General features: G+C 68.7%; 15 protein-coding genes. All 15 read left to right on the top strand.

Translation table 11 applies throughout. The features are described 5' to 3' along the window. Nucleotides 1–12 precede the first annotated feature (12 nt). The 15 genes from thrS (at nt 13) to ACOACQ_RS17485 (ending at nt 13,773) form a co-directional block, all read left to right on the top strand. On the top strand, nt 13–1,995 hold the full coding sequence (thrS, locus tag ACOACQ_RS17555; RefSeq protein ID WP_378595987.1) for a threonine--tRNA ligase: 1,983 nt from the start codon (nt 13–15) through the stop codon (nt 1,993–1,995). Nucleotides 1,996–1,997: 2 nt separating this feature from the next. Further along, on the top strand, nt 1,998–2,987 hold the full coding sequence (locus tag ACOACQ_RS17550) for a hypothetical protein (RefSeq protein WP_378595986.1): 990 nt from the start codon (nt 1,998–2,000) through the stop codon (nt 2,985–2,987). 86 nt (nt 2,988–3,073) lie between these two features. Then, nucleotides 3,074–3,799, top strand: coding sequence for a TetR/AcrR family transcriptional regulator (locus ACOACQ_RS17545; RefSeq protein WP_378595984.1), 726 nt, complete (start codon nt 3,074–3,076; stop codon nt 3,797–3,799). Then, nucleotides 3,796–4,353, top strand: coding sequence for an HIT family protein (locus ACOACQ_RS17540; RefSeq protein WP_378595983.1), 558 nt, complete (start codon nt 3,796–3,798; stop codon nt 4,351–4,353). The genes ACOACQ_RS17545 and ACOACQ_RS17540 overlap by 4 nt, the downstream gene beginning before the upstream one ends. Before the next feature lie 51 nt (nt 4,354–4,404). After that, on the top strand, nt 4,405–5,064 hold the full coding sequence (gene pgsA, locus ACOACQ_RS17535; RefSeq protein ID WP_420288909.1) for a phosphatidylinositol phosphate synthase: 660 nt from the start codon (nt 4,405–4,407) through the stop codon (nt 5,062–5,064). A gap of 31 nt (nt 5,065–5,095) precedes the next feature. After that, nucleotides 5,096–5,989: a pyridoxal 5'-phosphate synthase lyase subunit PdxS gene (gene pdxS / locus ACOACQ_RS17530; RefSeq protein ID WP_420288908.1), complete on the top strand. Its 894-nt coding sequence runs from the start codon at nt 5,096–5,098 to the stop codon at nt 5,987–5,989. 235 nt (nt 5,990–6,224) lie between these two features. Further along, complete coding sequence (locus ACOACQ_RS17525; RefSeq protein ID WP_420288907.1) at nt 6,225–6,764, top strand: alternate-type signal peptide domain-containing protein; 540 nt, start codon at nt 6,225–6,227, stop codon at nt 6,762–6,764. Nucleotides 6,765–6,788: 24 nt separating this feature from the next. After that, on the top strand, nt 6,789–7,532 hold the full coding sequence (locus ACOACQ_RS17520; RefSeq protein WP_378596692.1) for a signal peptidase I: 744 nt from the start codon (nt 6,789–6,791) through the stop codon (nt 7,530–7,532). Next, nucleotides 7,529–8,188: an LPXTG cell wall anchor domain-containing protein gene (locus tag ACOACQ_RS17515; protein WP_378596690.1), complete on the top strand. Its 660-nt coding sequence runs from the start codon at nt 7,529–7,531 to the stop codon at nt 8,186–8,188. The genes ACOACQ_RS17520 and ACOACQ_RS17515 overlap by 4 nt, the downstream gene beginning before the upstream one ends. After that, a complete protein-coding gene (locus ACOACQ_RS17510; protein ID WP_420288906.1) occupies nt 8,181–8,774 on the top strand; it encodes a SipW-dependent-type signal peptide-containing protein in 594 nt (197 codons plus the stop codon). Before ACOACQ_RS17515 ends, ACOACQ_RS17510 begins: the two co-directional genes overlap by 8 nt. Continuing rightward, complete coding sequence (locus ACOACQ_RS17505) at nt 8,771–10,105, top strand: signal peptidase I (protein WP_420288905.1); 1,335 nt, start codon at nt 8,771–8,773, stop codon at nt 10,103–10,105. Before ACOACQ_RS17510 ends, ACOACQ_RS17505 begins: the two co-directional genes overlap by 4 nt. A gap of 75 nt (nt 10,106–10,180) precedes the next feature. Next, complete coding sequence (locus ACOACQ_RS17500) at nt 10,181–10,864, top strand: hypothetical protein (RefSeq protein WP_378597872.1); 684 nt, start codon at nt 10,181–10,183, stop codon at nt 10,862–10,864. A gap of 1 nt (nt 10,865) precedes the next feature. Further along, complete coding sequence (locus tag ACOACQ_RS17495; RefSeq protein ID WP_378597874.1) at nt 10,866–11,561, top strand: hypothetical protein; 696 nt, start codon at nt 10,866–10,868, stop codon at nt 11,559–11,561. Further along, complete coding sequence (locus ACOACQ_RS17490; protein ID WP_420288904.1) at nt 11,558–12,958, top strand: hypothetical protein; 1,401 nt, start codon at nt 11,558–11,560, stop codon at nt 12,956–12,958. Before ACOACQ_RS17495 ends, ACOACQ_RS17490 begins: the two co-directional genes overlap by 4 nt. Then, nucleotides 12,955–13,773 (top strand): hypothetical protein, encoded by an 819-nt coding sequence (locus tag ACOACQ_RS17485; protein ID WP_420288903.1) that lies wholly within the window; start codon nt 12,955–12,957, stop codon nt 13,771–13,773. Before ACOACQ_RS17490 ends, ACOACQ_RS17485 begins: the two co-directional genes overlap by 4 nt. Nucleotides 13,774–13,779 lie beyond the last annotated feature (6 nt).

Raw genomic sequence — 13,779 nt, 5'->3', positions numbered from 1 at the left:
AGGAGTCATTTCGTGTCCGACATCAAGGTCGCCGTACTGTCCGCCGAAGCGCGCCAGGACTCGACGGTCGCCACGGGCACGAAGGCCTGGGAGCTGTTCCGCGAGGACCCTGACGTGATCGCGGCGCGGGTTGCCGGCGAGCTCAAGGACCTGTCCTACGAGCTCGTGGACGGCGACGAGGTCGAAGGCGTGGCGATCACCAGCCCGGACGGCCTCGACATCCTGCGCCACTCCACCGCGCACGTGCTCGCCCAGGCCGTGCAGCAGCTCTTCCCGGAGGCCAAGCTCGGCATCGGCCCGCCGATCGCGAACGGCTTCTACTACGACTTCGACGTCGAGACCCCGTTCGTTCCCGAGGATCTCGTCAAGATCGAGACCGCGATGCGCAAGATCATCAAGGAGAACCAGCGGTTCTCCCGTCGCGTGACCACCGATGCCGACGCGTTGGAGGAGCTGAAGGACGAGCCCTACAAGGTCGAGCTGATCGGCCTGAAGGGCAACGCCGGCGAAGCCGCGGAGGGCGCGGGTGCCGAGGTCGGCGCGGGCGAGCTGACCATCTACGACAACCTCAACCGCAACAACGAGGTCGCGTGGAAGGACCTCTGCCGCGGGCCGCACCTGCCGACCACCAAGCGGGTGCCGGCCTTCAAGCTGATGCGCAGCGCTGCGGCGTACTGGCGCGGCGACGAGAAGAACAAGCAGCTCCAGCGCATCTACGGCACCGCGTGGCCGAGCAAGGAGGAGCTCGACGAGCACCTCCACCGCATCGAGGAGGCTGAGCGCCGCGACCACCGCAAGCTCGGCCGCGAGCTCGACCTGTTCAGCTTCCCCGACGAGATCGGTTCCGGCCTCGCGGTCTTCCACCCCAAGGGTGGCGTGATCAAGCGCGTGATGGAGGACTACGTCCGCCAGCGCCACATCGAGGAGGGGTTCGAGTACGTCGGCACCCCGCACATCACCAAGGACCAGCTCTTCTACACCTCGGGCCACCTCCCGTACTACGCGGACACGATGTTCCCGCCCATGGAGTTCGAGGGATCGAACTACATGGTCAAGCCGATGAACTGCCCCATGCACAACCTGATCTACAAGTCGCGCGGGCGCTCCTATCGCGAGTTGCCGTTGCGACTCTTCGAGTTCGGCTCGGTCTACCGCTACGAGAAGTCCGGTGTCGTGCACGGCCTGACCCGCGTTCGCGGCATGACGCAGGACGACTCGCACTCGTACGTCACCGCTGAACAAGCCCCCGGTGAGATCAAGCACTTGCTGGACTTCGTGCTCGGCCTGCTCAAGGACTTCGGCCTCGACGACTTCTACCTCGAGCTGTCGACCCGTGACGACTCCAAGCCGGACAAGTTCGTCGGGTCCGACGAGGACTGGGCGATCGCGACCAAGGTGCTCGAGGACGTCTGCGTCGAGTCGGGGCTCGAACTGGTCCCCGACCCCGGCGGCGCCGCGTTCTACGGCCCCAAGGTCTCGGTCCAGTGCCGCGACGCGATCGGCCGCACCTGGCAGATGTCGACGATCCAGTACGACTTCAACCAGCCGGCCCGGTTCGAGCTCGAGTACAACGGCGCTGACGGCCAGAAGCACCAGCCGGTGATGATCCACTCGGCGAAGTTCGGTTCGCTCGAGCGGTTCTTCGGTGTCCTGGTCGAGCACTACGCCGGAGCGTTCCCCCCGTGGCTCGCCCCGATCCAGGTGCAGGCGATCCCGGTCGCCGACACGTTTGCGGACTACCTGTACGACGTGGCGAAGCAGATGAAGGCGGCCGGCCTGCGCGTCGAGGTCGACGACTCCGACGACCGGATGCAGAAGAAGATCCGCAACGCGCAGCTGCAGAAGGTGCCGTTCATGCTGATCGCCGGTGCGGACGATGTCGAGGCGGGCGCCGTGAGCTTCCGCTATCGCGACGGACGACAGGACAACGGCGTGCCGATCGCCGACGCCATCGCTCGGGTCCTCGAGGCCGTCGCCACCCGTTCGCAGGTCTGATCGTGAAGCGGCGGGCGTCGGTCGCGGCCTCGTCGGTCCTGTTGCTCCTGCTCGCAGGGTGTGGCGGAACCGACCCGACCGCGGGCGCGCCGCCGCGCCCGCCGGCCAGCACCGCCACGACGGAAGCAACGTCGGCGACCGACACCGGTCGTCCCGGAGGTGACGCCGGTGATCCCGGCGCCGACGCCAGCAACCTGGCCGAGGCTGCGGAGAACCTGGCTCGCGAGGGCAACCAGCCCACCAGCAACATCGCCCCGCGGGACGGCGAGGTCCTCGGCGGCGACGTGAGCTGGCCGCAGTGCCCCAAGGGGATGGGGATCCCCGAGAAGCAGGGCCTCGGCATGCCGATGCCGCTGCCGGCGGCGGAGTACGTCGTACTCGGATTGACCAACGGCCCGGGCTTCACGCCCAACCCGTGCCTGGCCGACCAGGTGAAGTGGGCCAAGGACAACGACGTCCTCGTCGCCGTCTACGCCGTGTCGAGCTATCCCGACAAGGCCACCCTCGCCAAGTACGGCGCCGACGGCCCGCACGACGCGTCGACGAAGATCGGTCGGCTCAAGAACGTCGGCTACCAGCAGGCCCGCTTCAACATCGGCACCATGGGCCAGGTCGGCCTGCTCAGCCCGATCGTCTGGATCGACGTCGAACCGGTCCCGGTCTTCGAGTGGAGCGACGACCTCCAGGCCAACGCCGCGGTCATCGAGGGCGTCGCCCGCGGGTACGTCGACGCCGGCTTCCGGATCGGCGTGTACTCGACCCCCAGCCTCTATCAGCGCGTCGTCGGCGACCTGGCCCTCGGGGGAGTCCCGGAGTGGCGGGCCGCCGGACAGACCTCCCGCACGGAGGCGCGGAATCGCTGCGGCGACGACTGGTCGATCCAGGGCGGGCCCGCCGTCATGGGTCAGTGGGTCGAGGAACGCCGGGACCAGAACATCACCTGCCCCGGCATCGCGCGGGACCTCGGGCAGTGGTTCCACCGGTACACCTGAGGGCCGTTGGCTAGTCTGCGCATGGTGTGCCGGACCTCCGGCAGGAGGGGGCCGCACGTGGGGAGAAAAAGGACAGGGGAGTGCTGATGTCTTCGGACGACAGCCCGGAGTTGCTGGACGGGCGCCGGACCAGGTGGCAGGAGCACAACCAGGTGCGCCGGCAGGTGATCATCGACGCTGCCATCGCGGTGATGGAGCGACAGGCGCCGGGTGAGGAGATCCAGGTGCAGGCCGTGGCCGACGAGGCCAAGATGAGCCGCACCGTCATCTACCGGCACTTCGAGGACCGCACCGATCTCGACCGGGCAGTCCAGCGCCAGGTCTGTGAGGACGTCGGCGCCGCGCTGCTGCCCGCACTCTCGTACGACGGCACACCGGACCAGATCATCCACCGGATCGTCGGCAGCTTCATCCGGTGGGCCGAGGCCCACCCGAGCCTCTACTGGTTCGCGGAGCGCGACCTCGCTGGTTGGGGTCCGAGCCCCCTGGGACAGGCCATCGAACAGGTGGCCGAGGGCATCGAGGGACTGATGGCGATCGTGGTCGGAGCCGTGGGAGTCGAGCTCAGCGACGACGACCGTGCAGCGCTCGACCCCTGGGTCTTCGGCATGATCGGCGCCGTGTTCGCGGCCGTGCGACGCTGGCTCGAGCGCGACGTGCGCGAACCCAGCATCGACACCTGCATCAGCATCCTCTCGGAGTCGATCTGGCTCCAGATCAACGGCCTGGCGCTCTCGCGCGGCATCAACCTGCCGGACCTGCCGATCGTCGACCTCCTGCAGGCGCTCTCTCCCGACAGCGAAGGGGCGTGAGCCGGGCCGTGTCCGACCTCAACCGGCTGGACCGGCTCTGGACGCCGCATCGGATGGCCTACGTGCGGGGCGAGGAGGACGTCGAACCGCCGACGCATGCCGAGCCCCGTCCGGTGTGCCCGTTCTGCCGGATCACGGCCGACCCGGCGACGTCGACCGACGACTCCCTGGTCGTCGTACGAGGGGAGACGGCGTACGTCGTCCTCAACCTGTATCCGTACAACCCGGGTCACCTCATGGTTCTGCCGTACCGGCACGTCGCCGACTACGCCGACCTGACGGACGCCGAGACCTACGAGGTCGCGGTGCTGACCCAGGCGTCGTTGCGCACCATCCGGTCCGTTTCACAGCCACAGGCGTTCAACGTCGGCCTCAACCTCGGTGAGGCGGCGGGTGGGTCGCTCTCGGGCCACCTGCACCAGCACGTGGTGCCGCGCTGGTCGGGAGACTCGAACTTCATGACCGTGATCGGTGGCACCAACACGTTGCCCCAGTTGCTGGAGCAGACCCGCGACCTGCTCGTGGACGCCTGGCACACCAGGGTCGTCGAGTAGCGACGAGCGCCAGCACGTCGCGTGTCGATGCGCGCTGATAGGTTCCGACCCGTGTTGGAGCGCTTCAAGGAGTTCTGGGGCGGGACCGTGCTGGCCCCCTTCGTCCGTCTCTTCATCCGGATGGGCATCAGCCCCGACGCGGTGACCCTCGTGGGCACGATCGGGGTGGTCGTGGGTGCACTTGCCTTCTTCCCCCGCGGCGAGCTGCTCTACGGCGTCCTGTTCATCACCGCGTTCGTGTTCAGCGACATCATCGACGGCCGCATGGCCCGAGAGCTGGGGCGGACCTCGAAGTTCGGGGCGTTCTGGGACTCGACCCTCGACCGGATCGGCGACGGTGCGATCTTTGGCGGCCTCGCGCTGTACTTCGCCGGCACCGGCTCCGGCCAGGGCGACAGCTACCTGTACCTCTGCGTGAGCCTGTGGTGCCTGGTCATGGGTTCGGTCACCTCCTACGCCCGCGCTCGCGCCGAGTCGCTCGGCATGGACGCCAAGGGCGGCATCGCCGAGCGGGCTGACCGGCTCGTCTCCATCCTCGTGATGACCGGGCTGTCGGACATCTTCGACCTGCCGATCCTGATGGAGGTCACCCTCTGGGTGCTCGCCGTCGCCAGCGCCTACACGGTCGTCTTCCGCGTCCTGAAGGTGCGACGCCAGGCGATCGCGGAGGAAGCCGCCGCCGCGGCGTCCACTGACGCCCCCGAAGCGTGAGGTTCGAGCAGGTCGCCGTAGAATCGGTGGCATGAGCGAGCAGCAGGAACAGGGCACCACCCGGGTCAAGCGCGGCATGGCCGAGATGCTGAAGGGTGGCGTCATCATGGACGTCGTCACGGCCGAGCAGGCGAAGATCGCCGAGGACGCCGGGGCGGTTGCGGTGATGGCGCTGGAGCGTGTTCCCGCTGACATTCGCGCCCAGGGTGGCGTGTCGCGGATGAGTGACCCGGACATGATCGACTCGATCATCGAGGCCGTGTCGATCCCGGTGATGGCCAAGGCCCGGATCGGCCACTTCGCCGAGGCCCAGATCCTGCAGTCGCTCGGTGTGGACTACATCGACGAGTCCGAGGTACTGACCCCGGCCGACTACGCGAACCACATCGACAAGTGGAACTTCACGGTTCCCTTCGTGTGTGGTGCGACCAACCTCGGTGAGGCGTTGCGCCGGATCACCGAGGGTGCGGCCATGATCCGCTCCAAGGGCGAGGCCGGCACCGGTGACGTCTCCAACGCGGTCACCCACATGCGCACCATCCGTGGCGAGCTGCGTCGCCTCTCCTCGCTGCCCGAGGACGAGCTGTACGTCGCGGCCAAGGAGCTCCAGGCGCCGTACGAGCTCGTCGCCGAGGTTGCGCGCTCCGGCAAGCTCCCCGTCGTCCTCTTCACGGCCGGTGGCATCGCGACCCCGGCGGACGCGGCGATGATGATGCAGCTCGGTGCCGAAGGCGTGTTCGTGGGTTCGGGCATCTTCAAGTCCGGCAACCCCGCCGAGCGGGCCGAGGCGATCGTCAAGGCCACCACGTTCTACGACGACCCCGACGTCGTCGCGAAGGTCTCGCGCGGTCTCGGTGAGGCCATGGTCGGCATCAACGTCGAAGACATTCCGCAGCCGCACCGCCTCGCCGAACGCGGCTGGTGACGCCTGCCGGACCTGGTCCGGCAGGGCCCGCCATCGGTGCCGAGGACCCCTCGGAACCGATGGATTGACATTTCGTCGAACCCCTTGGCAAAACTTTCGGGACAAAGTCCCGGTTTCCTGAACAGGGCATGCCCTGTCGTGATCCCCTTCGTTTGAGCTCGTGAGGCTGATGCCTCAGGAGAAGGCTCATCAAGTGGACCTGGGGACACAGGTCCAATGGGGACTGGAGATGTCAATGAAGAAGTCAACCAAGGGCGCGCTCGCAGCCGGATCTGCGGCGGTCCTTCTCATGGGTGGTGCAGGCACCCTCGCGTTCTGGACTGCAGACGCCGGTGTCGATGGCATCGCCGTCACGGCCGGTGAGCTGAAGATCGTCGAAGACGACTGCGACGACGCCCCCTGGGTGTTCGACAGTGGCGAGGACGAGGCCGACAAGGTCTACGAAGCCGGCGACCTGATCGTGCCCGGAGACGTGCTGACCAAGGAGTGCAGCTTCGAGGTCCAGGCGACCGGCGAGCACCTGCGCGCCACGCTCGACGTGACCGACCCGGTGCGCGGTGGCAGCCTCGCTCCCGCCGACCTGACGATCGACAGCTCGTTCGAGATCGGCGGCACCCCCGTCGCTGACGGCGAGATCGACGAGTCCAACGACGGCGACGTCGTCGAGGCGTCGATCACGATCTCGTTCCTGGGAACCGCTCTCAATGGGACGCAGACCCAGGACGTGACGCTGAGCGACTTCGGGTTCTCGCTGACCCAGGTCCACACGCCCTGATCGTCTGACCGTCCGCGCTGATCGGTGCCCCTCTCGGTACGAGCAACCTTCGGCTGGCTCTGGCAGGTCGTCCTCTGGCTCCTGATTCTCGGTGTGGTGGTCGTCCTGGCGGCCGCGGTCCTGGTACCGCGGATCGCCGGGGCGACTCCCTACACCGTGCTGACGGGCTCGATGACCCCCACCTATCCACCCGGGACGCTCGTGGTCGTCAAGCCGGTCGAGTTCGATGAGATCTCGATCGGTGACGTGATCACCTACCAGCTCGAGTCGGGCAAGGCGACGGTCGTGACGCACCGCGTGGTCGGCGTGGCGAACCGCTTCGACGGCACCACGGAGCTGATCACGCGAGGCGACGCCAACGAGGATCCGGATCCGCTTCCGGTCCAGCCAGTCCAGGTGAAGGGGGAGTTGTGGTACTCGGTTCCCTACCTCGGTCACCTGAACTCGGCATTGACCGGAAACCAGCGGCAATGGGCCGTTGTCGGAGTCTCGGGGGTCCTCGTCGGCTACGCAGCGTTCATGTTCGTCGGAGCGATCCGCGACCGTCGCCGGCAGAAGCAGTCACCACCAGCGACCGAGGTCGAACCCCTGTCGGGGACCACGACCGAGGTGGCGACAACGCAGGTGCCGTCACCGGCACCTGACCAGCAGGACCGCCGCCTTGCAGCGGCGGCTGGGGGAGCAGTGCTCCTCCTCGCAGTACTGGTCCTGATCGGCATCAGGGCACATCGCAAGCACAAGGAACAGACAGGGAGCTCGTCGTCATGATTCGCCGCTGGGCATCGATCGTGGTCACCGCAATCGCGGTGGTCGCACTCGGTGCTGCCCCGGCGCACGCCGACGACGAGATCGGGTTGAGCCGTGACGGAGTCACCTGGGCCCCTCAGCTCAGCGGGCCCCTGTTCGCTCCAGACTTCCGGTTCGTTCCGGGCGACGTCGAGGTGCGGTCCTTCCGGGTCCGCAACGACGGTCCGTCGGCCGGGGTCCTGACGGTCGATGTCGTTGCGACCGATCCGGATGCACTTCTCGTCTCCGACGACATCACGATCGAGGCCCGCGTCGGCACCGGGGCGTGGCTCGACGTCGACGCCGGGACCAATCGCGTGGCGACGGAGATCAAGGTTCCCGAGGGCGCCCAGAGCCAGGTTCAGGTTCGCGCCACCTTCGACTGGGACTCAACGGTGCAGCTCCTGGAGGTCCCGTTCCGGTTGGCGCTCACCTTGTCCGAGGACGGTGACGTCGCCGGTGAGGAAGAGGGCAACGGTGACGGTGATGGTGAGGTGGGCGGCCAGGAAAGCGGCCTGCCCGACACGGGTTCTGCCGTGGGACCCGGCACGATCTGGATCGCTGCCGGCCTGATCGGCGCCGGCCTGGCGCTCGTCCTGCCGCGACGCAACCGTCGCGAGGAGGTCGCTCGTGCCTAGTCACCGCAGTCCACGCGCCCGCTGGTTCGGCCGCGGCCGTACGCGCGCCCTGCTGTCCGTCGGCGCCCTCCTCGGTGTCGGGGCGGTCGGTACAGCGGCCTACTGGCACGACGATGCCAGCGTGCCCGGTGTCGCGGTCCAGGCGGGTGCGATCCACATCGACCTCGCCACCAACAACAAGGTGAAGCCCGAGACCTACACCTGGACCGACCTGAACAGCAGCCTGCCTTCAGCAGCGGGTGGATCGGTCGCCAAGGTGCTCCGGGTCAGGAACAACAGCACCGGTCGACTGGTCTTCAACTACACGGTCTCGGCGACGGCGTCCGGCACCCTCGGCGCTGCCCTCAAGGTGACCGTCCTCAAGGGCGGGACCGTGAGCGGATCCACCTGCACCGGCGGCACGGCGGTCGGCACGGCCAACGCCAGCCTCAACGGGTTCAGCGGTTCGGGCGGCAGCCTGCAGGCGACCGCCGTGACGCCGTACCACGACCTGTGCGTCCAGGTGACCCTGCCGCCGGGCGCCGCCGCCGGCGGCCTGTCCTCCAACGTCGTCTTCACCTTCCACGCGACGCAGGTGATCTTGTGACCAGGACCGCTCGCTGGGCTCGTGAAGCCGTGCTCTGGCTCGGGGGAGCAGTCGGCACCTTGTGCGTCGCCTCCTTCCTGGCCGGCTGGCTCTTCAACGTCACGCCGCTCGTCTTCTCCTCAGGTTCGATGAGCCCTGCCTTCGAGGCTGGGGCCCTGGGCGTGGCCCACGAGGTGCCCGGCGCAGACGTCAAGGTCGGCGACGTCGTCAGCGTCGTCAATGCCGAGGGCAACCGCGTCACTCACCGCGTGGTGCAGTCCGTGCCCTCCGGCGACGCGGTTGCGTTGACGCTCCAGGGTGACACCAACGACTCCCCGGACGCGGAGACCTACTACGTCACCGGCGCCGACCGCGTCGTCCTCGGCGTTCCGTACGCCGGTCACGTGCTCAGCGCCGCGTCGAGCCCGTTCGGGCTCCTGGTCATGGCTCTCCTGGTCCTGGCCTCCCTCGTCCTCGGCTTCGGTCGCCGCGCCAGCGACGCACCACGTGAGAGCGGCAACCGAAGCCGGGTCCTGGTACCCGCTGGCCTCGCATCCGTGATCGCCCTCGGCGGCGTCATCGGAGTGACGGGTGGAGCGCCCTGGGCCTTCACCTCGGCCGTCTGGACCGACACCTCCACCGCGACCGCCACCATCACGACCCCTGTCGTGGACACGACCCCGCCGGTGCTCTCCAACCCGCTGCCGGCCAACGGCGCGTCCGGGGCCGGTTGGACCGGACTCAGCTGTGCGTCGAGCCCCAACCAGATCTGCGTGACAGCGACTGACACCGGCGGATCCGGCATCAGCACGGTGTTCGTGAAGCTGGTCCGTACGAGCGGGACCGTCCAGTGCTGGAACGGGTCGGCGTTCGTCAACGGAACGGGCTGCTCGCCCCAATCGATGACCCTGGTCTCGGGCACGCAGTACCGCACCAGCGGGCTGACCGCGGCCCTGATGGTCGTGGGCACCTACACGACGGCGTTCACCGCAACCGATGTCGCGGGCAACGCAGCGACGCCCCTGAACACCGGGTTCACGGTCACTGCCCCTGCCGCTCCGACGATCACCAGTTGCATCCCTGCGAACGGGCTCACCGAGTACACCCTCAACTGGACCTGGCCCGGACCGGGCACGGCCGACTCGTTCAAGCTGTACTACGGAGGCGGTGGCAGCTTCAGGCCGCCCACGACGCTGCCCGACGTCACGTCGCCGTACACAGGACTGTCGGTCCCGATCAACGACGAGGCCGGGACGTTCCGGATCGCCGCGGTGGTCGGAGGAGTCGAATCGGCCCTTTCCAACACCTACAACTACGCAGGCAAGAACAACAGCAAGACCTGCGGTCCCTGACCTGAGGGACTCCCGTCCCGCCTTGCCGGGATGAAAGTCCTCAGCACTGGTCTGGACCGGTCGATGGAAGGGGGTATGAACCCCAACCTTCCTCGTGATCCGCGCCGACGCCGCGGCTTCGTGCTCGCCGCTGCCGGTGCTGTTTCGGCGGTGGTGTTGGCCCTCGGTATCAGTGGCACCCTGTCCAGCTGGACCGAAGCGGTCCTGGGCAACGACGACAACCATGCTGACAGCGCGACGTCCGTCGTGCTCGAGGAGACCGGTCCGGGCGCGACGACGTGCACGACCAGCGGGACGGCGAGCAACACCGCCACCTGCTCGACCATCAACAAGTACGGCGACGACGGCGCGGCAGCGACCGGCGTGACGGCGCTCGAGCCGGGTGACTCCATCTCGACGACGGTGACGCTGACCAACACGGGTAGCGGTGACGCAGCGACCTTCACACTGACGCCCGGCGCCTGCAGCGCGACGTACCACTCCGGCACCAACAGCGGCCAGGCACCTGCGCCCCTCGATGACCTGTGCAGCCAGCTGACCGTCGCGGTCTCCTGCGACGACGCCGGTGCGGTCAATGTCCTGTCGGTGGCGGCCGTGGCGCTCGGGACCTTCAGCGGCGCCCAGACCATCACCGGCGGGCTCGGTAGTGGTGACGCCGTCGACTGCACCTTCACGGTGGCCCTGCCCGCCGCGACGGCCGCGAACTATGGCGGGCAGACGGTGGCGCAGGACCTCGTCTGGCGGATCAGCGTGGTGTGAGATGTCGACCAGGCACCGCGCACCACGGCCGCGACGTCGCGCTGATCGCCAGCGGGGCATCGTCGTGATCTGGCTCGCCGGTGCTTGTTCGGCTGCCGTCCTGATGCTCGGCACGTCCGGTGCCCTTGCTTCCTGGACCAGTGCCGTCGTCGGCAACGACACCAACGCCGTCGCCACCGCCAAGGCAGTCATCCTGGCCGAGACCGACGGCAGCACCACCTGTCGTTCCAGCGACCAGACCACCAACGTCTCGACCTGCAGCGGGATCAACAAGTACGGCGGCACTGCCTCGCCACTGATGCCCGGCGGATCGCGGACCGTGGACGTCACGTTCTCGAACATCGGAGCCGCCAACGCGGCGACCTTCTCGCTCGCGCCAGGCGCCTGCAGCCAGACCCCGACGGCGGGCAGCGGGACGCCGGCGGCCACGAACCTGTGCACCGCGACCAGTGAGCTGACGGTCGCCGTCTCCTGCTCGCCCGGTGGGACGTACGCCGGCGGATCGGCCTGGGTGGACCTGGTCCACGTCGCGGGTGTGCCGCCGACGGCGACGAAGGTCCACACGGCGACCGGCGCCGAACTGAATGCGGGCGCCCAGTGGACCTGCCGGTTCACCATCGCGCTCAACGCCGCAGCGAGCATCGCGAGCCAGAACGTCATCGCTTCCCAGCCGCTGACCTGGACCCTCGCGTCATGAGGTGGCGGCCGCGCTCCGGGCCGCTGCTCCTTGCCCTGGTCGTCGGACTTGCGATCCTCGTCCTCGGTGCTGAGGCCACCCGCGCCGGCTGGACCACCGCGCAGGTCGCGAACGCCACCAACACGGCGAAGACCGGACGCCTGGCCTTCAGCCACACCTACGCCAGCACCACCTGCGTCGGCGCCGGTCCCGCGGACACAGCCTGCGCAGGCAGCCCGGTCACCGCGGCCGCCTCGTCGGCTTCGACGCAGACCCTCGACACGACGCTGAGCAATCAGACGACCGGAGGCGGGGCGTTCACCCAGCAGGTCCAGGTCACGTCGTGTGCTCCCGCGGCCTTCGCCAACAGCACGACGAGCGGTGATCCACTGCTGGCGCGCAACCGGGTGACTCGCAACGCGACCGACAAGTGGGGCACCACGAGCGCTGCGGCCTTCGACGGCAGCACGCAGTACGCCGCGGACGTGATCTCGACGACGACCGCGGCGGCCGCCTCGACGTCGTACACGATCGGACTGTGGTTCAAGGCGGCACCCGGCAGCGCGGGAGGCGGATTGCTCTCCCTGAACGCCAGTCCTGTCGACAGCACCAGCGCCGGCGCCAACCCGAGCGTTTACCTCGATCCGTCCGGGCGCGTCCGGGCGCGGTTCGACGGTGTGCCGATCATTGTTGTCCCGGTGATCCTGACCGTCGCCTCGGGTGCGGGGACGGACTACCGCGACAGCCAGTGGCACCACATCGCCCTCACCGTGGGACGCGGCGCCCTGACGACCGACCTGCGGCTCTACGTCGACGGCGCCGTGGTCGACACGGCGCTCGGAGTGACCCTTCTCGTGGGCACCGGCTCCGCAGCGTGGTGGCACGTCGGGTGGACCGACACCACCGGGCTCGTCGGACTCGGCAATCCAACGCCGTACTTCACGGGCTCGCTGTCCGGTGTCTTCCGGACGACGACCGCACTGTCCGGCGCCACCGTCTCGACCCTGGCGGGCGCCGCGTCGTCAACGGCGTACGTCTCTGCCCTGAGCGGGGCCCAACACGTGTGGATGCTCGCTGAGGGTCGTACGGCGACCTTCGCGACCGCGATCGCCTACGTGACCGGTGGCAACCCCTGCGCGCACGTCCGCCTCGGGTGGACCCTCGGTGCGACCACAGCGTTCACGCCGACGGCGCTCGCTTCCCTGACGAGTTCTGGCTGGCTGCCAGCCAGCCCGGCTGCCGCACCTGCAGGGGGAGCGAGCCACGTCCTCACCACGTCGTACTCTCGTGTCCCGGCGGGGTACGACACCGATGTCGCGGGCCTGGAGCTGGTCACGGCGCTGGGCCACCGGGCCAGCCTGTCGGGAAGCAGCTGGCGCCTGTTGTTCGCGTGGACCACGGCAGTGCTGCTCGGATGAGCGCGACCAGGTGGGCGCGCATCGCCGCTGCCGTCGCTGTGACTGCCGTCCTGGTGCTGCTGGTTTCGTGGCGTATCGACGGCGGCCGCTGGGTGCACGTCGAGTCGCCGTCGATGGGAACGGCCGCACCGGTCGGCTCACTGCTGTGGATTGCGCCCGTCGACACCGCCACCCTCGAGGAGGGCGACTTCATCACCTTCCACCCACCCGGGAGCGACGCGCTCTACAGCCACCGCGTGCTCGCGACGTACGACGACGGGTCGTTCACCACCAAGGGCGACATCCCGGGCCCGGACCCCTGGCGGCTGACGGCCGCGGACGTGGTGGGCGAGGTCCGGATGACGTGGCGGGGCGTGGGCTGGCTGGTGGTCTCCGCACCGGTCCTGCTGGGTGGCCTGGCCGTTGTCGTGGTTGCACGGGCAGCGGTCGGGCCGACCTGGCGACTCCCCGTCACGATGATGCTCGCCTCGACCGTCCTCAGCATTGCCGTGGCGGTGTACCAGCCGCTGATCGGCGCCCAGCGGATCGCCTTCGCCCCCGACGGGACCGCGGCGCGTGCCACCTATGTCGGCACCGGGCTGTTGCCCGTCAGGCTCTCCACCCACGGTGGCGAGAGCGCTCCGCTGTCCGCGGGTGAGGTCGGCACCGTCGTCGTACGCGACCCGGACGAAGACGGAATGCTGGAGGTCACCATCGAGCCGGCGGTGCCGACGTGGTGGTGGGCGGTGCTCGTGCTCGGCTGCCTGACGCCGGCGGCGATCCGGACCGCCGGGGGCCAACGCCCCCGCGAAGGTGTCCCGGCGGTGCCGCACTAGGCTTCC

This window comes from Nocardioides sp. CPCC 206347 (assembly GCF_048654605.1).
GTDB lineage: Bacteria > Actinomycetota > Actinomycetes > Propionibacteriales > Nocardioidaceae > Nocardioides.
This window is presented reverse-complemented; position numbering and strand designations above follow the sequence as displayed.

Coding starts and splice junctions, on each gene's coding strand:
- ACOACQ_RS17490 (WP_420288904.1), top strand. CDS start 11,558: ATGAGGTGGCGGCCGCGCTCCGGGCCGCTGCTCCTTGCCCTGGTCGTC.
- ACOACQ_RS17495 (WP_378597874.1), top strand. CDS start 10,866: ATGTCGACCAGGCACCGCGCACCACGGCCGCGACGTCGCGCTGATCGC.
- ACOACQ_RS17515 (WP_378596690.1), top strand. CDS start 7,529: ATGATTCGCCGCTGGGCATCGATCGTGGTCACCGCAATCGCGGTGGTC.
- ACOACQ_RS17525 (WP_420288907.1), top strand. CDS start 6,225: ATGAAGAAGTCAACCAAGGGCGCGCTCGCAGCCGGATCTGCGGCGGTC.
- ACOACQ_RS17500 (WP_378597872.1), top strand. CDS start 10,181: ATGAACCCCAACCTTCCTCGTGATCCGCGCCGACGCCGCGGCTTCGTG.
- pdxS (WP_420288908.1), top strand. CDS start 5,096: ATGAGCGAGCAGCAGGAACAGGGCACCACCCGGGTCAAGCGCGGCATG.
- ACOACQ_RS17545 (WP_378595984.1), top strand. CDS start 3,074: ATGTCTTCGGACGACAGCCCGGAGTTGCTGGACGGGCGCCGGACCAGG.
- ACOACQ_RS17485 (WP_420288903.1), top strand. CDS start 12,955: ATGAGCGCGACCAGGTGGGCGCGCATCGCCGCTGCCGTCGCTGTGACT.